Genomic DNA, 17,788 nt, shown 5'->3' on the forward strand with positions numbered 1-17,788 from the left:
GTGCAGTCAGCGGTCGCCGTGCCAGGAGTGCCACAAGGCCGCATAGGGGCCTTGGGCATCGACCAACTCGTTGTGACCGCCCAGCTCGACGATGCGACCGTCCTCGACGACGGCGATCACATCCGCGTCGTGGGCAGTGTGCAGCCGGTGGGCGATGGCGACGACCGTGCGGCCCTCCAGCACACCTGCGAGCGACCGCTCCAGGTGTCGAGCCGCGCGCGGGTCCATCAGTGAGGTCGCCTCGTCCAGGACGAGGGTGTGCGGATCAGCCAGCACCAGCCGGGCCAGCGCGACCTGCTGCGCCTGCGCTGGCGTCAGCGAGACGCCACCGGAGCCGACCTCGGTGTCGAGCCCGTTGTCGAAGCCCGCCACCCAGCCGTCGGCATCCACTGACCGCAACGCGGCCCACAGGTCGGCGTCGGTCGAATCCGTCCGCGCCAGCCGCAGGTTGTCCCGAACGCTGCCGACGAACACGTGGTGCTCCTGGTTGACCAGGGCCACATGACTACGCACCTGCTCAGCTGACATCTTGTCGAGCGCGGCACCGCCCAGCGTGATGTCACCGACGCGCGGCGAGTAGATGCCGGCCAGCAATCGGCCCAACGTCGACTTACCCGCGCCGGACGGCCCGACCAGCGCGACGCGCGCACCAGGCTGGACCTGGAGCGTCACGCCGTGCAGTACGTCGCGCCCTTCGAGGTAGCCGAAGCGCACCTCATCGGCCAGCACCGTGCGGCCGTTCGGCTCCTTCTCCTCGGCCGACTCCGCCGTTTCGACCTCGCGGACGCCGACCAACCGGGCCAACGACACCTGGGCCACCTGGAGCTCGTCGTACCAGCGGATCATCATGTTGACCGGCTCGACGAGCATCTGGATGTACAGCGCACCCGTGGTGAGCGCGCCGACGGTGATCCAGCCCTGCAGGGCGAAACCGCCGCCGATCACCAGCACTGCCGCGAGCGCGACCGTGTGGGTCATGTTGATCACCGGGAACAGGACCATCCGCAGGTAGAGCGTGTACCGCTCCCAGGCGACCCACTGACCGATCCGGGTGTCGCCCATCGCGATCCGCCGGCTGCCGAGCCGGTGCGACTCGACCGTGCGGCCGGCGTCCACCGTCTCGGCCAGGCCCGAAGCGACGGCGGCGTACCCCGCGGCCTCGGACCGGTAGGACTGCGGCGCGCGCCGGAAGTACCACCGGCCGCCGATGATCAGGATCGGCGCCGCGATCACCACGGCCACCGCGAGCGGCGGCGCGGTCACGATCAGCGCGCCGATCAGCAGCGACGCCCACAGGACCGCGATGGTCAGCTGCGGCACCGCATCCCGCATGGCGTGCGAGAGGCGGTCGATGTCGGTGGTGATCCGGGACAGCAGGTCACCCGTTCCCGCGCGCTCCAGCACGCCCGGCGGCAGCCCGACCGCGCGGACCAGGAAGTCCTCGCGGAGGTCGGCCAGCATCTCCTCGCCCAGGACCGCGCCGCGCAACCTGGTCATCCGCACGAACACGGTCTGCACCAGGAGCGCGATCACGAAGCCCAGCACGACGTACGGCAGCCCGACCTCGGTCTGGCCGTCGGACAGCTTCTGCACGACGTTGCCGAGCAGCCAGGGCCCGACCATGCCGCTCAGGGCGGCCACCGCGTTCACCACGGTCAGCCAGGCGAACGCCCGGCGGTGCCGACGGAACAGCGTCTTCACATAGGCGCGCACGGTCGCGCTACCTGCCACCGGCAGCCGGACCACCTCGGTCGGCGCCGCTGGATCGAACAGAGGGGGCTTCACACCGACTCCTCGAGAGTTGGTTCGTCTTCACGGGTCACGACCGCGCGGTACCGCGAGTTGGTGTGCACCAGCTCGTGGTGGGTGCCGATGGCGTCGACGCGACCATCCGGCACGAACACCACCCGCTCCGCCCGGTCCAGCATCAGCGGGCTGGACGTGAACACCACAGTCGTCCGGCCGGCCCGCAGGAACCGCAGACCGTCCGCGATGCGCGCCTCGGTATGCGCGTCGACCGCGCTGGTCGGCTCGTCGAGCACCAGCACCTGCGGATCGACGTACAGCGAGCGAGCCAGCGCGACGCGCTGCCGCTGCCCACCGGACAGCGAGCGCCCACGCTCGGTCAGCACGGCCTCCATCGCATCCGACGTACCGGCCGGCAGCGTCTGCCGCAGGACGTCGAGGATGTCGTCGCACTGCGAGGCCTCCAGCGCGTTGTCCGGAGAGACCAGACCGCTGGCTGGTACGTCGAACAGCTCGCGCACTGTGCCCGACAGCAGCACCGGCTCCTTGTCCTGCACCAGAACGACAGTGCGCGCGGACTCCAGCGGCAGGTCGTCCAGCGCGACGCCGTCGAGCAGGACCGACGCCTCGCCGTCCACTGCGTTCGGGCTGTGGCCACCGAGCCGGTCGGCCAGCTCACCGCCCGCATCCGGATCGCCACACACCACCGCGGTGAACGAACCGGCCGGAATCTGCAGCCCCGAGACGGGGTCGTTCAGATCGCCCTCGGGCAGCTGCGCCTCGGCAGTGCCCTTGGTCGCGTCGGTGCGCTGCAGCGACAGCACGCGCGCGGCCCGGCGCGCCGACACCTTCGAGAAGATGAACGCGCTCGCGGTCTCCTCGAACGTGTGCAACGGGACGAGCATGAACGTGATGAACCCGTACGTCGTGACGAGCTCGCCGACCGTGATCCGGCCGGACGTGACCATGCCGACGCCCATCCACACGATCAGCACCAGGAACAGGCCGAACAGCAGCACCTGCAGCGCAGCGATCAGCGACCACATCCGCGCGCTGCGGACCGCGCTGGCCCGGTACTCCTGGGAGGCGGAGCGGTAGCGCTCCAGGAACAGCTGCTCACCGCCGATACCGCGCAGCACGCGCAGACCGGCCACGGTGTCCGCGGCCAGCTCGGTCGCCCGGCCGCCCTTGGCACGCTGCGCGTCCGCGCGGCGCTCCGCCGGGGCCATCAGCGGGACGATCGAGAACGCCAGCACAGGGACGGCGATGGCGACCACGAGCCCCAGCTGCGGCTCGTAGAACAGCAGGCCGATGACGACGGCGAAGCACGTCAGCAGCGCGGCCGTGAACCGGCCGAGCACCTCGACGAACCAGCCGATCTTCTCGACGTCGCCGCTGCTCACCGCGACGACCTCGCCGGCCGCGATCCGCCGCGTCAGCAGCGAGCCCAGCTCGGAGGCCTTGCGGAACAGCAGCTGCTGCAGGCGCGCCGCGGTGCTGATCCAGTTGGTGACGACGGCGCGGTGGAAGAACGCGTCCGAGCCGGCCTTGGCCGCGCCGAACGCGAGCAGCAGGACGCCGGACAGGATGAGTTTCGGCCAGGACCGGTCGATGACGGCCTGGACGGCCATCCCGACCGCGACCGGCGCGGCGGCGATCCCGCCGAAGAACAGCAAACCCCAGAAGACGGCGAGCGCTTGGCCGCGCAGCTGCTGGTGCTCGAGCCAGAGAATGAGTCGGAGGCCGGATCGGGTGTCCGGCACACCCGGGTCGGCGAACGGAATGAGGCGCAGGGACATGACGTCTCACAAACAAGGCATAGAAGGGTAAGAGAAGAGGCACCTGACCAGGCGGATACCTCAACACTAGGCGGGCCCGCCGACAGCCCGTCAAACCTTTTTCGAGGCGTGGGCGGCACCCGGAGTACATTCAGCCGTAATGGATGCGCAGCTCAGCCGCCGGCGGCGGTTACTGGTCCTCGGGATCTGCTGTAGCAGCCTGTTCATCGTCGGTCTCGATCTGACGATCGTGAACCTGGCGCTGCCGACCGTCCGCGCCGAGCTGGGCGCCTCGGTGTCCGAGCTGCAGTGGACCGTCGACGCCTACACGCTGGTGCTGGCCAGCTTGCTGATGGTGGCGGGTTCGACGGCGGACCGGGTCGGACGGCGGCGTACGTTCCAGGCCGGTCTGGTCGTGTTCGGCCTCGGGTCGCTGCTCTGCGGGCTGGCGCCGACCGTCGAGCTGCTGATCGTCTTCCGGATGCTGCAGGCCGTCGGCGGTTCGATGATGAACCCGGTGGCGATGTCGATCATCACCAACACCTTCACCGATCCGCGCGAGCGCGCGCAGGCGATCGGCGTCTGGGGCGGCGTCGTCGGGCTGAGCATGGCGGTCGGCCCGGCTGTGGGCGGCGCGCTGGTCGAGAGTCTCGGCTGGCGATTCATCTTCTGGATCAACGTGCCGGTGACCATCGCGGCCGTCGTCATGACCGCGCTGTTCGTACCGGAGTCGCGGGCCGCGGTCCCGCGCCGGATGGACCCGGTCGGCCAGGTGCTCGTCGTCCTGCTGCTCGGTGGCCTCACCTACGGGATCATCGAGGGCCGGCCCCTCGGTTGGGGCTCGCCGCCGATTCTGGGCTGCTTCGGGCTCACTGTGGTCGCGCTGATCGCGCTGGTCGGTTACGAGCGTCGCCGCGCGCAGCCGCTCCTCGATCCGCGCTTCTTCCGCAGTGCGCCGTTCTCCGGCGCCACTCTGATCGCAGTGGCCGGTTTCGCCGCGCTCTCCGGGTTCCTCTTCCTCAACTCGCTCTACCTACAGTCGGTGCGTGGCTACTCCGCGCTGCACGCAGGCCTGCTGACGCTGCCGATGGCCGCGATGACACTGGTCTTCTCGCCGATCTCCGGCTGGCTGGTCGGGCACCGCGGTCCGCGACTGCCGCTGGTCGTCGCCGGGACGATGCTGGCCGCCTCCGGCGCGATCCTCTCCCAGCTGACCGGATCGACCACACTCGTGGTGCTGGCGGCCGGGTACCTGGTCTTCGGCGTCGGCTTCGGCATGCTGAACGCACCGATCACGAACACCGCCGTCTCGGGGATGCCACGCGCCCAGGCCGGTGTCGCGGCCGCAGTGGCCTCGACGAGTCGTCAGGTCGGCGCATCCCTCGGGGTGGCCATCGCCGGGACGGTACTGTCCGCGCGGCTGGTCGGGCCGCTCGAGAGCGGCTTCGTCCCGGCTGCGCGGCTCTACTGGTTCATCATCATCGGCTGCGGCCTCATGGTCCTGGCGCTCGGTCTGATCACCACTACCGCGTGGGCGCGGCGGACCGCCGGCTCAAGCTTCGGCGATACCAGCCCGGCCTAGCGCCTTCAGCCGGCCGCGCAGAATCTTCTGCCGCCGCTCCTCGGTCGGGAACAGGTCGATGTACTCCGAACCGCGCGCAGCGAGCAGGTCGTCGTCCAGCCGCCGCACTGTGCCGGCCGGGAACCGGTGCGTCATCGCTGCCTGAACGGCTGTGCTGTCGATGCCAGCCAGCAGGTCGGTGAGCTGCTCCTCGGTGCTGATGCCCATCCGGTCGAGGATGCCGAGCACCCACGCGTAGTGGTTGGTCTTGGCGTGCGGCGCGTCCGGGTAGCGACGGGTCAGGTACGTCGTCAGCGTCGCCGTAGTGAGGTCGAGTGGCGTCTTGTCCACCGCAGCGGCGGCCAGTTCGCGGTACAGCCGGTCGATCTCGGTGAACTCGTTGTCGGCCAGCTCCATCAGCGCTGCGGCCAGCAGGAACCGCCGGTCGAACTCGGGCTTCCGGTCCGGCGGGATGTCCAGCTTGTACCGGATGTCGTGCTCGAACTCGGCCCACGCGTGCTGGACCGCCGTCCGGACCTGGATCTCCATCACCAGGTTCTTCAGGACGGCGTACTCCGGCAGCTCACGCCGATGCGCGTTCAGCCGGACCAGGTAGTGCTTGCTGGCGTACCCGAAGACGCCCTGGGCCCGGGTGTGCGCGCCCATGTCGGTGTGCTCGACGATCTCGAACTCGGCCTCGATCACCTCGCAGACCCGGTCCACGGCCTCGACCAGGAAGGTGATGATCCGGGCCGCGACCAGGTCGGTGATCTGGTTCAGCGGATCGTCGTACTTCGGCCGGCCCGGGTCGTCCGGGTGCGGTTTGGTCGCCTTGGCCAGGAACGACTCCGGGTCCTTGGCCCGCGCGGTGGCGCTGAGGTAGTTGATGCCCTCTTCCTCGCCGATCAGCTCGTTGATCAGCGCCTCGAGTTTGCGCGCGCCGCCGACGTACTGCTGATGGGCCCGTTCGTACATGCCCGCACGATAGTGGTCCGGCCAGTGACTCGGGGTGTCTAGGCGAATCTAGGGTTTGTCCTAGAAAGCTGTAGAACGTCCTCGCGACACGAAGATCTCCTGACGTGTCAATCTACGGAAAACACTAGACGGGCTCATACAGTGACAGCATGGATCCGATCCGGAATCCCTATGCGCCCGGCGCCGGTCAGCGGCCGCCTGAGCTGGCCGGACGCGACACCGAGGTGCGGCAGTTCGAGGTAGTGCTCGAACGGGTCGCCGCAGGCCGGCCGGAGCGGAGTCTGGTCCTCAGTGGGCTCCGCGGCGTCGGTAAGACCGTCCTGCTGAACACTCTGCGCAGCCAGGCCATCAAACGCGCCTGGGGCACCGGGAAGATCGAGGCCCGGCCGGAGCAGAGCATCCGGCTTCCGATCGCGCAGGCGCTGCACACCGCGATGCGCGAGCTGGGGCACCGGCATCGCGACGAAGAGCGCGTGGACCGCTTCAGCGCCGTGCTGAAGGCGTTCGCGCTGCGCACCGCGGCCAACGACCGCAAGGGCATCCGCTGGCACCCGCCGGTCGATGTGGCCGCGGCAAAAGGCCGTGCGGACTCCGGTGACCTCGAGATGGACCTGATCGAGCTGTTCAGTGATGCGGCCGACCTGGCCGGGGACCTCTCTGTCGGCGTCGGTCTGTTCATCGACGAGATGCAGGACATCAGCGCCGACGACCTGTCCGCGCTCTGCGCCGCCTGTCACGAGATCTCCCAGCAGAGCGCGCCGCTGGTCGTCGTAGGAGCCGGCCTGCCGCATCTGCCCGCCGTCCTGTCGGCCAGTAAGTCGTACTCCGAGCGGCTCTTCCGCTACGTACGCGTCGACCGGCTGGCGCGGGAGGCGTGTGACCGCGCTCTGATGGTCCCGGCCGAGAGTGAGGGCGTTCAGTACGACGAAGAGGCGCTGGACGAGCTCTACGCGCAGACCGACGGCTACCCGTACTTCGTCCAAGCGTTCGCGCACGCGACCTGGGACCACGCGCCCACCTCGCCCATCACCATCAAGGACGTCGCCGTCGCCGGCCCCGAGGCGTCGGCCGAGCTGACTGTCGGCTTCTTCGGCTCCCGGTACGAGCGCGCCACTCCGGCCGAGCGCGAGTACATGCGCGCGATGGCCGAGCTGGGCATCGCCGCGGACGACGGCTCCGTGCCGACGGCCGAGGTCGCCAGCACGCTCAACCGCAAACCGCAGTCCCTCTCGCCGGCGCGCGACGGGCTGATCAAGAAGGGGCTGGTCTTCTCCGCCGAGCGTGGCACCGTGGCCTTCACCGTCCCGCACTTCGGTAAGTTCCTCCGGACCCGGACGGCCTGACATCCGCACTGCCCTTTTGTGCCGGACCGGGGAGTCTGTAGGGTAAAGCGGCATGGGTCGACACAGTCGGCATCGGTCACATTCGATGCAGTGGTTCTCGGTGACGGCGCTGGCCGTGCTCGGGACTGTGGTCGTCGTCCATCCCGATGTCGCCGGGCGGCGGAGTCTGGCCGCTGAGGTGGTAGCCGGTGCCAAGGCTCCGGTTGCGATCGAGACGCCGATCACGGCGCCCACGTCGGTTCCGACCCCGACGCAACACTTCACGACGCCACAGCGTCCGGCCCCCACGCTGACTCGCAAGCCCAAGGGCGCGAAGCCGAACATCACCGTCTCGAGCGGCAAGCTCGCCGTCGTCCCCGGTTTCGACAAGGCGAGCGGAGTCCGCGACAAGCTGACCTACCGGGTCGAGATCGAGGAGGGCCTGACGGTGAACGGGCCCGCCGTCGCCGCGGCCATCCACAAGACGCTGAGCGACCCGCGCGGCTGGCAGGCCGTCCACCCGGTCAACTTCGAGCGCACCGACAAGGTGACCGCCGACCTGCGCATCATCCTGGCCACGCCGACGATGACCGACAAGCTCTGCCTCCCGCTCGACACCGGCGGCGAGGTGTCCTGCCGCGTCGAGGACCGCGTCGTGCTGAACGCGAAGCGCTGGACGTACGCCGTCCCGGCCTACAACGGGGACGTCGTGCTCTACCGCCAGTACCTGGTCAACCACGAGGTCGGCCACGCCCTCGGCCACGGCCACTCCACCTGCGAGAAGGCGAAGACGCCCGCGCCGGTGATGATGCAGCAGACGAAGGGGCTCGACGGTTGCCGCCCCAACGCCTGGCCCACGATCAAGGCCACCTGACCGAGCCGCGTGAGAAGCTGTTCCCGACCGGAGGGAGCAGCTGATGTCGTCACCGGAATTCCCGACGTACGGCCGCGGCGAGGAGTCGAAGCCCGCCGAGGAGCAGCACTACGCGCAGCCGCAGGCTTACGGCTCCCAGCCGGGGCAGTACGGCGGTCCGCCGCCGGTGCCGCAGCAGCATGCCCAGCCGCCGGCGTACCGGCCTGGCCAGCCGTTCGGCACGCCGGCCAGTCCGGAGTCGCACGAGCTGCCGACGTACGGGCGTCCGGAGTCCAAGGCGGCTCGGGATCCGCGGGCGGAGCGCGTACTGCTGATCGCGGCCATCGTCGCGGGCTTCTACGGTCTGCTGGTCATCACGATGCAGCGGGTGTCGATCCGCGAGATCACCCAGGCTCCGGGCTCACCGCTGAACCACCCGCTGCGCACCGACGTGATCGATACGCTCGGCCAGCTGCTGACCATTCTGGTCGGGGTGGTCGCGCTGGTGCTCTGGGCGCGTGATCTGCTCGCTCGCCGGAAGGTGCAGGAGCAGCCGGGGATGACGGAGCTCGTCGGGCTGGTCCTGGTGGCCGTGTCGGTGGTGCCGCTGCTGATCTGGCTCGGCATCGTGTTGTCGACCGGCCTGGGCGCCAACGACGACCAGCTCTATCGGCTGCCGGGCGCGTACGGGATCGGTGGGCTGGGGCTGCTGATTCTCGCGGCCGCCTTCGCCATCGGGTACCGCACGTTCAAACCCGCATTCGACCCGGTCGTCCGGTCCGCGCCGGGCCGGCCGCCCTGGGAGTGACCGCACCGGTAGTACTGGTCCCCGGCCTCGGCCTGGGACCGGAGTCCTATGCGCCAACGGTCGAACACCTCCCGATGCGCCACAACGTCGTCACGCTCCCGGGCTACGGCGAACCGGCCGGCGAACGGGAGGACCTGCACCCGGAGGCTCTGGCCGCGATCCTGGAGCAGAAAGTGCGGGAGCGGTCGGTTCTGGTCGGTCACTCGGCCGGTGCGCAGATTGTCGTCGAGCTGGCCGTCGCACACCCGGAGCTGGCGCATGCGCTGGTGCTGATTGCCCCGACAGGTGATGTGGGCTCGGCGGGCTGGTTGGACCTCGGTCTGCGCTGGCTGGAGTCCGCAGCGCCGGAGTCACCCCGGCTGATCCCGACGCTGGCCCCGCAGTACGCCCGGACGACGCTGCCCACAATCGCCCGGGCTGCAGCCGCCTGTCGTCGGCACGACCTGGCCAAGGTGATCACCCGCGTCAAGGCGCCGATCGTCATCGTCCGCAGCCGGCACGACAAGCTGTCCTCGGACGACTGGGCCCGCCGCCTGGCCGAGCTGACCCACGGCGAGTCCCGCACGCTCAACACCGGCTCCCACATGCCCGTGCTGACCAACGGCCCCGAGCTGGCCGCGCTCATCCAGCGAGCGGCCACTGCGCGGTCCACTGACTGAGGCGTTATCGTTGACGCGGTAGCAAAACCTCTGCGGGAGCTCGCACCGAACGCGCGGGCTGAGAGGGCGACGAGCTGCGGACCAGCAGCCGGGTCGCCGACCGCCTGAACCTGACCGGGTAATGCCGGCGTAGGGAGCGGGTCATCATGACCAGTACTGCCGTCCGTCCTGCCACGACCGAAGCGCCGCTGGTGCTCACCACGGACACTCCGCGGACACTGGGGTTCTTCGACCAGTTCACGCTCTGGGGAAACCTCGGGATCTCGCTGTTCGGCCCGGTGACCGGCGCGCTGGTGGCGGCGTACACCGGCTCGCTGTGGCAGGGCCTGCTCGCGGTCGTGATCGGCTGCGGGATCGGTGCGTTCGTCCTCGGCGGCGCGGCCGTGTTCGGCTCGCACACCGGAGCGCCGGCGATGGTCGCGCTGCGCGGTCTCTTCGGTCGCCGCGGCTCGACCGCGCCGACCGTGCTGAACATCGCGCAGAACATCGGCTGGGCCACGATGGAGATCATCGTGATCTCGCAGGCCGCGGTCGCGGTGACCAGTGAGCGGTGGCGCTGGTTGTTCGTCGTCCTGGCCGGGATCATCGCGACGACGATGGCCGTCCGCCCGCTGGGCAGCGTGAAGGTGCTGCGCAAGTTCATGGTCTGGCTGGTGCTGATCGCCTCGGTCTACCTTTTCGTCCAGGTGCTCAGCAAGCCGGTGCAGCCGCTGCCGCAGGACGGCGTCTTCGGCTTCTGGCCCGGCGTCGACCTGGCCGCCGCCGGCGTCGTCTCGTTCGCGCCGCTGGCCGCCGACTACACCCGGCACTCGCGGACCAACAAGGCCGCCTTCGCCGGTTCGGCCCTCGGCTACGGCCTGGCCGCGATCCTGTACTACGCCCTCGGCGTCTTCGCCGTCGCGACGTTGCAGACCGACAGCGAAGGCGTCATTACCGCGCTGGTCACGCTGCCGGCCGGTGCGATCGCGCTGTTCGTCCTGCTGGTGGACGAGGTCGACGAGGCCTACGCGAACGTCTACTCGACCACGATGGCCGCACACAACCTGGTCGGGCACCTCGACCGGCGCTGGATCTCGGTCGCGATCGGCGTCCTGGCCACCGGTCTCGCGCTGATGGTTGACCTGGGCAACTACACGCAGTTCCTCTACCTGATCGGCTCGGTCTTCATCCCGCTGTTCGCGGTCGCGATCGCCGATTTCTTCGTGGTCAGCAAGATGCGCTGGGACGTCTCCGGGACGGCGCGGTTCCGCTGGCAGCCCGCGGTCGCCTGGCTGATCGGCTTCGTCGCGTACCAGATCGTCAACCCGGGCACGGTCCGCGGCTGGTCGGCGTTCTGGCTCGATGTCCAGGGCAAGCTCTTCGGCGGCCCGGTCCCGGGCTGGCTGGGCGCGACCTACACCGCGATCGCGGTCTCGATGATCGCCGCCGTCCTGCTCGGGAAAATCGGTCGCGGCCGGATCGTGACCAACGGACCGGTGGACAACTGACCTGGCCGACCCGGGATACTTGCGCCCATGCTCAACTCCGCACTGCGCAGCCGGGCCGAGTACGCCGATCTCGGCGTCGACGGTCTGGCCGCGCGGACCACGCCCGAGCGGGACGCAAGCATCGTCAAGGCCGTCGAGGAACTGCTCGAGGGACGCGAATCGGTGCTCGATCTGTGCTGCGGTTACGGCCGGATCGCGCTCCCGCTGCGGCGCGCCGGTAAGACCGTGCGCGCCCTCGACATCTCGCCGAACCTGGTCGAGGCCGGTAAGGCCAAGGCCGCCGAGGAGGAGCTGGCGATCGACTGGGCGATCGGCTCGATGACCGACCTGCCCTACAAGTGGGACGCCTTCGACGCGGTGGTCTGCCTGTGGACGGCGTTCCACGAGCTGTTCGGCGAGGACGAGCAGATCTCGACGATCTGCGAGATCTCCCGGGTGCTGAAACCGGGCGGGATCGCGATCATCGAGGGCCCGGCCTGGGGTCCGGCGACCGCGGGGGAGATCGCGATCGGGATGCGGCAGGGCCCGGAGCACCGGATCGTCACCACCGAGCACGCCGACGGCCTGAGCAGCGTGCACTACATCCACGACGAGATCAGCTACGGCCGGCTCTGCGCCGCGGCCGGGATCGACGACTACAAGGTCTACAAACGCGAGTGGGGCGGCCGTCGCCGGCTGATCCTGGAGATTCACGCCGGAAAATAAAGAAGCAGATCCCCACTCCACACTGGGGACCTGCTCCTTTGCTGCACTCAGTGTAAATGCGTCGTCACGACGGCGGGAAAACAGCGCTTTTCTTTTCCAGGTTCAACAAGAAGCGCTTCGCCTCGAGGCCGCCCGCGTAACCGGTCAGCGCGCCACTCGCGCCGATCACCCGGTGACAGGGCAGGACGACGCAGACCGGGTTCGCACCGAGCGCCGTCCCGACGGCACGAGCCGCCTTCGGTCGGTCGAGCTCGCCGGCCAGCTCGCCGTACGTCTTGGTTGCTCCGTACGCCGTGTGCGAGCGCAGGTCGGTCAGGACGAGCTGCTGGAACGGCGTGGCCAGGGTGAGATCCACGTCGACGGTGAACTCGTGCCGTCGTCCGGCGAGGTACTCGTCGAGCTGGCGGCGGACGTCGTCCAGGGCGCCCGGCTGCCGTAGTACGCGCGGGGAGATCGCCCGGGCCAGCCGGGTCGTCATCGTCTCCTCGTCGGCGAAGGAGCTGGCGACCACCCGGCCGCGCGCGACGGCGAGCAGCAGTGTGCCGATCGCGGTGTCGTGCAGCGTGTAGGCGACGTCGGCGTCCGGGAACGTGGGGGGTTTCGGGTCCGGGGTGGCGAACCGGGCGAGCCGGTCTTCGAGTTCGTTCATCAGATCGCTCCGAGGGTACGGCGCAGCGTCGCGAGGGCATCGCTGACGAGGCGCCGCGAGGCTGCTGGGGTGGTGTCCAGGGCGGCGGCCACGCCGTGGTGGTCCAGGTCGCCGACGTACTTGAGCGTGACGGCGTACCGCTGCCGCTCGGGTAGTTGGTTGACCGCCTGCCAGAGGTCCGGATCCGGCCAGTCGCCGGCGTCCGGTCCGTCGATCGCGACCGGCGGCGCCTCGTCCAGCGGCCGTTGCGGACGCCGGGCGCGGTGCAGGTCGGTCGCGCAGCGCGCGGTAATGGTGAGCAGCCAGCTGCGCAGGTTCTTCGCAGACTTCAGCTCCGGGTACGCGGCGAACGCCTTCTCCCATGCGCGTTGCGCCACGTCGTCGCCGTCGACAGGGCCCGCCAGAGCGCGCGCCAGGCGGGCGACGTCCCGCCAGTGCGCGTCGACGAGCGCCTGGAACGGCGGCAGTCCGACAGTCATCACGTCAGTAGAACGCACCGGCCGCCAAAGGTGTGAGTGGACACCTGGTCCGGATACCGAGATTGTCTAGTTATCCGGTCGACATTGATGAGAAGGTTGTTGACATGACGACGACCTTGCTCACCCGCCGTCGCGTCATCGATCTGCTGCGGACGGCGAGCGCCACCTGTCGGTGACCCCCGTTCCGACGGTTGCTCCGGCGCGATAGGCGCCGTACGAGGCCTGTTGCGCCTCCTCTTTCTGCGTGCCCTTTTGTCCGAGGGAGAGACATGTCCGTCCCCGCTGTGCAGCGCCCTGCCCTCTCACTGGTTCCGGACCGCTCCGAAGAGCGGATCGTCGACGCCGACGTCTACCGGGCCGTCTTCCGTCGCCACGCCGCCGGCGTCGTGGTGATCACCGCCGACGCGGGTCACGGCCCGGTCGGTTTCACCGCCACCTCACTGGTGTCGGTCAGCCTGCTGCCGCCGCTGGTGTCGTTCGCGATCGACACCAAGGCGTCCAGCTGGCCGACCATCAGCACGGCCGAGAGCCTGGTGGTCAACTTCCTGTCCATCGATCAGCAAGCGATCGCGGGCCGCTTCGCCACCAGCGGGATCGACCGCTTCGCGGCCCCGACCCGGTGGTCCCGGTTGCACACCGGGGAGCCCGTGCTCGACGAGGCGCCGAGCGTCCTGCGCGCGCAGGTCGAACACCGCTTCCCCGTCGGCGACCACTACCTGGTCGTCGCTCGGCTGATCACCCATACCGAGCGCCGCGAACACGAGCCCCTGCTCTACCACGACGGCCGCTACGCCACCGCCACCCCGAGGGTCCACCATGTCTAAGTTGAAGTACGCCGTCCTCGCCATCGCCCTGGTCGTGACCGGATGCGGCGGCGCGGCCCAGGCCGGCGGCGGCGCGAAACTCGCGCTCGACGCGCCGCTGCCGACGACCGTGCCGGACGGCGCCAAGATCGTCGTCGGCGACCCGTCGACCGAGGTCGCGCTCAAGCTGTCCGGGCAGTTCGAGAAGGTCTCCAAGTACGTCCAGTTCGCCAACCTGAGCGGCGGTCCGCAGACCACCGAGGCCTTCCGGGCGAAGGCACTCGACCTCGGCGCGGTCGCCGAGATCCCGTCGATCCACGCGACCTGGACCGGGCTGAAGGTGAAGATCGTCGCCTCCAAGTTCCGCCAGGACGCGATCAACCACCCGATCTACGAGCTCGGGATCGCGCCCGGCGTGAGCGTGAAATCGCTCGGCGACCTGCGCGGTAAGTCGATCGCGTTCAGCCCGGGGCAGGCGCAGGGCGCGCTGGTCCTGAAAGCGCTGAAGAAGGCCGGGCTGACCAAGGACGACGTCAAGCTGATCGAGCTGCCGAGCACCGGCGACGTCTACAGCAACGCGCTGGCCGCGAAGCAGGTCGACGTCGCGCCGATCGGCGGCGTCCAGATCAAGCGCTACACCGCCAAGTACGGCAAGGACGGCGCGACGACGCTCCAGCACGGGATCCGGGACGACGCCGGTCACCTCTACGGCCCGACCGAGTCGCTGGAGGACCCGGCGAAGGCGGCTGCGATCCGCGCGTACGTCGCCGCCTGGGGCATCGCGCAGGAGTGGATCGACCAGCATCCGAAGGAGTGGATCGCCGGATACTACGTGAAGGACCAGGGGCTGACCGAGGCCGACGGCGAATGGCTGGTCGAGAACGCCGGCCACCCGGAGATCACCGCCGACTGGAGCGATGCGATCGAGCGCCAGCAGGAGACGATCGAGCTGCTCGCGCCGGAGACCAAGAACCCGGTCATCCAGGCCAAGGACCTCTACGACCTGCGTTTCCAGAGCGTCGCCGCCGACGCGATCAAGGCCGGAGCCGCCAAATGACCGTCACCACCCTGCCCGGGCTGCGGCCCGTCGTCCGGCGCACCCCCGCTGTCCGCCGGCGCCGGCTCGGCCCGGGGAAGCCGATCAAGTTCGGAGCCGCGCTCGGACCGCTGCTCCTGCTGGTGATCTGGAGCATTGGCTCGGCCACCGGCTGGATCGACCAGCGAGTGCTGTCGGCGCCGTGGACGGTCGTCACGACCGCCGGTGAGCTGATCGCCGACGGCCGGTTGCAGTCGAACCTGTGGACGTCGTCCCAGCGCGCATTACTCGGTCTGGGGCTCGGCATCGTGCTGGGCGTCGTCCTCGCGCTGATCTCCGGGCTGTCCCGGCTTGGCGAGGCGGTGCTCGACGGGCCGATCCAGATCAAGCGGGCGATCCCGTCACTGGCCTTGTTGCCGTTGCTGATCCTGTGGCTCGGGATCGGCGAGTCGATGAAGGTCGTGACGATCCTGCTCGGGGTGTTCGTGCCGATCTACATCCATACCCACAACGGATTGCGGACGATCGACAGCAAGTACGTCGAGCTCGCGCAGACGGTCGGGTTGTCGCAGACCGAGTTCATCCGGCGCGTCGTCCTGCCGGGTGCGTTGCCGGGATTCCTGCTGGGGTTGCGATTCGCCGTCACCGGGGCGTGGTTGTCGCTGGTGGTGGTCGAGCAGATCAACGCGACCAGCGGGATCGGTTACATGATGGAGCTGGCCCGGACGTACGGGCAGACCGACATCATCATCGTCGGGCTCGTGCTGTACGGCGCTTTGGGATTGCTCTCGGACGCCGGCGTCCGGCTGATTCAGAGGAGGGCCCTGTCATGGCGCCGTACGCTGGCCTCGTGACCGTCCAGGTCCGCGATCTGGTCCGGCGGTACGACGATCGCGCCGTCCTGGACGGGGTGGATCTGGACATCGCGCCGGGTGAGTTCGTTGCCCTGCTGGGGAAGAGCGGTTCTGGGAAGAGCACGTTGCTGCGGGCGCTGGCCGGTCTCGATCCCGAGGTGGCCGGGTCCGGGGAGCTCGTCGTACCGGAGCAGGTTTCCGTTGTCTTTCAGGACTCCCGGTTGTTGCCGTGGGCAAGGGTGTTGGACAACGTCGTCCTCGGACTGCGGGGTTCGGACGAGCGCGGGCGGGAGAGTCTGGCCGAGGTCGGGCTCGCCGGGCGTGAGGATGCCTGGCCGAACGAGCTGTCCGGGGGTGAGCAGCAGCGGGTCGCGCTGGCGCGATCGCTGGTGCGGGAGCCGGAGTTGCTGCTGGCCGATGAGCCGTTCGGGGCGCTGGATGCCTTGACCCGGTTGAAGATGCATGCGTTGTTGCGGAAGTTGTGTGCCGCGCATCAGCCGGCGGTGTTGCTCGTGACCCATGACGTCGACGAGGCGATCGTGCTGGCCGATCGGGTGATCGTGCTGGACGCCGGTCGGCTGGTCGCCGAGGAGGTCATCTCGTTGGGTCCCGAGCGGAGTGCGGTGGATCCGGAATTCGCCGCGGTGCGGGCGCGGCTTCTCGACGCGTTGGGGGTCGCCTTGTGAGCAGGCAGTTGCATTTGAACGCGTTTCTGATGAGCACCGGGCATCATGAGGCGTCGTGGCGGTTGCCGGAGAGCAATCCGTTCGCGAATACGTCGATCGAGCATTACCAGCAGCTCGCTCAGCTGGCCGAGCGCGGCAAGTTCGACTCGATCTTCTTCGCGGACTCCCCGGTCCTGTTCGGGGACGTCGGGCGGCGGCCCGCGGGCTCGCTGGAGCCGACCGTGCTGCTGACCGCGATCGCCGCGGTCACCTCGCGGATCGGGCTGATCGCGACGGCGTCCACGACGTACAACGAGCCCTTCAACCTGGCCCGGCGCTTCGCGAGCGTCGATCACGTGAGCGGCGGGCGGGCCGGGTGGAACGTCGTCACCACGGCCGGGCCGGAGGCCGCGAAGAACTTCAACCTGGCCGACCAGCCGGCGCATGCCGAGCGGTACGAACGGGCGGCCGAGTTCCTCGAAGTGGCCTACAAACTCTGGGACTCCTGGCAGGACGACGCCGCGGTCGCCGACAAGGAAGCCGGTATCTGGGCCCACAACGAGCGCGTCGTCCCGATCGACCACGTCGGCCGGCACTTCCAGGTCCGCGGCCCGCTCAACCTGCCGCGCTCACCCCAAGGGCACCCGCTGATCGTCCAGGCCGGCTCCTCCGAGGACGGCAAGGGCCTGGCCGCCCGGTACGCCGAAGCCGTCTTCACCGCCCAGCAGACCCTCGAGGACGCCCAAGCCTTCTACGCCGACCTGAAGTCCCGCGCGGCGGCGCTCGGCCGCGACCCGGCGTCGGTCAAGATCCTGCCGGGCATCGTCCCGGTGATCGGCAGCACCGAAGCCGAAGCCACCCGCCTGGAGCGCGAACTCGACGACCTGATCCGCCCCGAGTACGCCCGCCTCCAACTCGCCAAGACCCTCCGCGTCGCCCCCGAGGACCTCCCCCTCGACCAGCCCCTGCCCGCCGACCTCCCCGCCGAAGACGAGATCCAGGGCGCCAAGTCCCGCTACACCCTCATCGTCACCCTCGCCCGCCGCGAGAACCTCACCGTCCGCCAACTCATCGGCCGCCTCGGCGGCGGCCGCGGTCACCACACCTTCACCGGCACCCCGCTCCAGGTCGCCGACGCCATCCAGTCCTGGTTCGAAGCCGGCGCCGCCGACGGCTTCAACATCATGCCCCCCGTCCTCCCCACCGGCCTGGAAACCTTCGTCGACCAAGTCATCCCCCTCCTCCAATCCCGCAACCTCTTCCGCACCGACTACACCGGCCCCACCCTCCGCCACCACTACAACCTCCCCCGCCCCCCATCCCGCACCCCCACCCCCCAACAAGCCACCGCCTAAACACACGCCGCGAGGACGTCGGGGGCGGCGTCCTCGCATGACCAGGTTGTCGT

General features: G+C 69.4%; 17 protein-coding genes and 1 riboswitch. Of the genes, 12 read left to right on the forward strand and 5 right to left on the reverse strand.

The window, feature by feature from the left end:
* Nucleotides 1-6: 6 nt before the first annotated feature.
* Nucleotides 7-1,785, reverse strand: coding sequence for an ABC transporter ATP-binding protein (locus tag ACZ6ZD_RS09360; protein ID WP_465670065.1), 1,779 nt, complete (start codon nucleotides 1,783-1,785; stop codon nucleotides 7-9).
* Complete coding sequence (locus ACZ6ZD_RS09365; RefSeq protein ID WP_465670067.1) at nucleotides 1,782-3,545, reverse strand: ABC transporter transmembrane domain-containing protein; 1,764 nt, start codon at nucleotides 3,543-3,545, stop codon at nucleotides 1,782-1,784. The genes ACZ6ZD_RS09360 and ACZ6ZD_RS09365 overlap by 4 nt, the downstream gene beginning before the upstream one ends.
* A 139-nt stretch (nucleotides 3,546-3,684) precedes the next feature.
* On the opposite strand from ACZ6ZD_RS09365, the gene ACZ6ZD_RS09370 reads away from it, so the two are divergent.
* Nucleotides 3,685-5,106, forward strand: a complete 1,422-nt coding sequence (locus ACZ6ZD_RS09370; RefSeq protein ID WP_465670069.1) for an MFS transporter — start codon at nucleotides 3,685-3,687, stop codon at nucleotides 5,104-5,106.
* Here the strand turns inward: ACZ6ZD_RS09370 and ACZ6ZD_RS09375 are convergent.
* On the reverse strand, nucleotides 5,077-6,060 hold the full coding sequence (locus ACZ6ZD_RS09375) for a GTP pyrophosphokinase (protein WP_465670071.1): 984 nt from the start codon (nucleotides 6,058-6,060) through the stop codon (nucleotides 5,077-5,079). The two genes, ACZ6ZD_RS09370 and ACZ6ZD_RS09375, sit on opposite strands and share 30 nt — an antisense overlap.
* Before the next feature lie 149 nt (nucleotides 6,061-6,209).
* On the opposite strand from ACZ6ZD_RS09375, the gene ACZ6ZD_RS09380 reads away from it, so the two are divergent.
* The 6 genes from ACZ6ZD_RS09380 (at nucleotide 6,210) to ACZ6ZD_RS09405 (ending at nucleotide 11,894) form a co-directional block, all read left to right on the forward strand.
* A complete protein-coding gene (locus ACZ6ZD_RS09380; protein WP_465670073.1) occupies nucleotides 6,210-7,403 on the forward strand; it encodes an ATP-binding protein in 1,194 nt (397 codons plus the stop codon).
* Nucleotides 7,404-7,455: 52 nt separating this feature from the next.
* Nucleotides 7,456-8,256: a DUF3152 domain-containing protein gene (locus ACZ6ZD_RS09385; RefSeq protein WP_465670075.1), complete on the forward strand. Its 801-nt coding sequence runs from the start codon at nucleotides 7,456-7,458 to the stop codon at nucleotides 8,254-8,256.
* A 43-nt stretch (nucleotides 8,257-8,299) separates the two neighbouring features.
* Nucleotides 8,300-9,043, forward strand: a complete 744-nt coding sequence (locus ACZ6ZD_RS09390) for a hypothetical protein (RefSeq protein ID WP_465670077.1) — start codon at nucleotides 8,300-8,302, stop codon at nucleotides 9,041-9,043.
* Nucleotides 9,040-9,702, forward strand: a complete 663-nt coding sequence (locus ACZ6ZD_RS09395; protein WP_465670079.1) for an alpha/beta fold hydrolase — start codon at nucleotides 9,040-9,042, stop codon at nucleotides 9,700-9,702. The genes ACZ6ZD_RS09390 and ACZ6ZD_RS09395 overlap by 4 nt, the downstream gene beginning before the upstream one ends.
* 22 nt (nucleotides 9,703-9,724) lie before the next feature.
* A riboswitch (TPP riboswitch) is annotated at nucleotides 9,725-9,855 on the forward strand.
* Nucleotides 9,849-11,189, forward strand: a complete 1,341-nt coding sequence (locus ACZ6ZD_RS09400; protein ID WP_465670081.1) for a purine-cytosine permease family protein — start codon at nucleotides 9,849-9,851, stop codon at nucleotides 11,187-11,189. (Overlaps the previous riboswitch by 7 nt.)
* A gap of 27 nt (nucleotides 11,190-11,216) precedes the next feature.
* On the forward strand, nucleotides 11,217-11,894 hold the full coding sequence (locus ACZ6ZD_RS09405; RefSeq protein WP_465670083.1) for a class I SAM-dependent methyltransferase: 678 nt from the start codon (nucleotides 11,217-11,219) through the stop codon (nucleotides 11,892-11,894).
* Between the two features lie 64 nt (nucleotides 11,895-11,958).
* Here the strand turns inward: ACZ6ZD_RS09405 and ACZ6ZD_RS09410 are convergent, their stop codons facing one another.
* Nucleotides 11,959-12,543: a methylated-DNA--[protein]-cysteine S-methyltransferase gene (locus ACZ6ZD_RS09410; RefSeq protein WP_465670085.1), complete on the reverse strand. Its 585-nt coding sequence runs from the start codon at nucleotides 12,541-12,543 to the stop codon at nucleotides 11,959-11,961.
* On the reverse strand, nucleotides 12,543-13,022 hold the full coding sequence (locus ACZ6ZD_RS09415) for an RNA polymerase sigma factor (protein ID WP_465670087.1): 480 nt from the start codon (nucleotides 13,020-13,022) through the stop codon (nucleotides 12,543-12,545). Before ACZ6ZD_RS09415 ends, ACZ6ZD_RS09410 begins: the two co-directional genes overlap by 1 nt.
* Before the next feature lie 269 nt (nucleotides 13,023-13,291).
* Here ACZ6ZD_RS09415 and ACZ6ZD_RS09420 point away from each other — a divergent pair, with 269 nt between their 5' ends.
* Genes ACZ6ZD_RS09420 through ACZ6ZD_RS09440 form a run of 5 tightly spaced genes read left to right on the forward strand, consistent with a single transcriptional unit; the run spans nucleotide 13,292 to nucleotide 17,735 of the window.
* Nucleotides 13,292-13,846: a flavin reductase family protein gene (locus ACZ6ZD_RS09420; protein WP_465670089.1), complete on the forward strand. Its 555-nt coding sequence runs from the start codon at nucleotides 13,292-13,294 to the stop codon at nucleotides 13,844-13,846.
* Nucleotides 13,839-14,882: an ABC transporter substrate-binding protein gene (locus ACZ6ZD_RS09425; RefSeq protein WP_465670091.1), complete on the forward strand. Its 1,044-nt coding sequence runs from the start codon at nucleotides 13,839-13,841 to the stop codon at nucleotides 14,880-14,882. The genes ACZ6ZD_RS09420 and ACZ6ZD_RS09425 overlap by 8 nt, the downstream gene beginning before the upstream one ends.
* Nucleotides 14,879-15,715, forward strand: coding sequence for an ABC transporter permease (locus ACZ6ZD_RS09430; RefSeq protein ID WP_465670093.1), 837 nt, complete (start codon nucleotides 14,879-14,881; stop codon nucleotides 15,713-15,715). Before ACZ6ZD_RS09425 ends, ACZ6ZD_RS09430 begins: the two co-directional genes overlap by 4 nt.
* Nucleotides 15,691-16,401: an ABC transporter ATP-binding protein gene (locus ACZ6ZD_RS09435; protein WP_465670095.1), complete on the forward strand. Its 711-nt coding sequence runs from the start codon at nucleotides 15,691-15,693 to the stop codon at nucleotides 16,399-16,401. The genes ACZ6ZD_RS09430 and ACZ6ZD_RS09435 overlap by 25 nt, the downstream gene beginning before the upstream one ends.
* On the forward strand, nucleotides 16,398-17,735 hold the full coding sequence (locus ACZ6ZD_RS09440; RefSeq protein WP_465670097.1) for an LLM class flavin-dependent oxidoreductase: 1,338 nt from the start codon (nucleotides 16,398-16,400) through the stop codon (nucleotides 17,733-17,735). Before ACZ6ZD_RS09435 ends, ACZ6ZD_RS09440 begins: the two co-directional genes overlap by 4 nt.
* The last annotated feature ends 53 nt before the right edge of the window (nucleotides 17,736-17,788 follow it).

It is taken from the genome of Kribbella sp. NPDC104218, assembly GCF_055584105.1.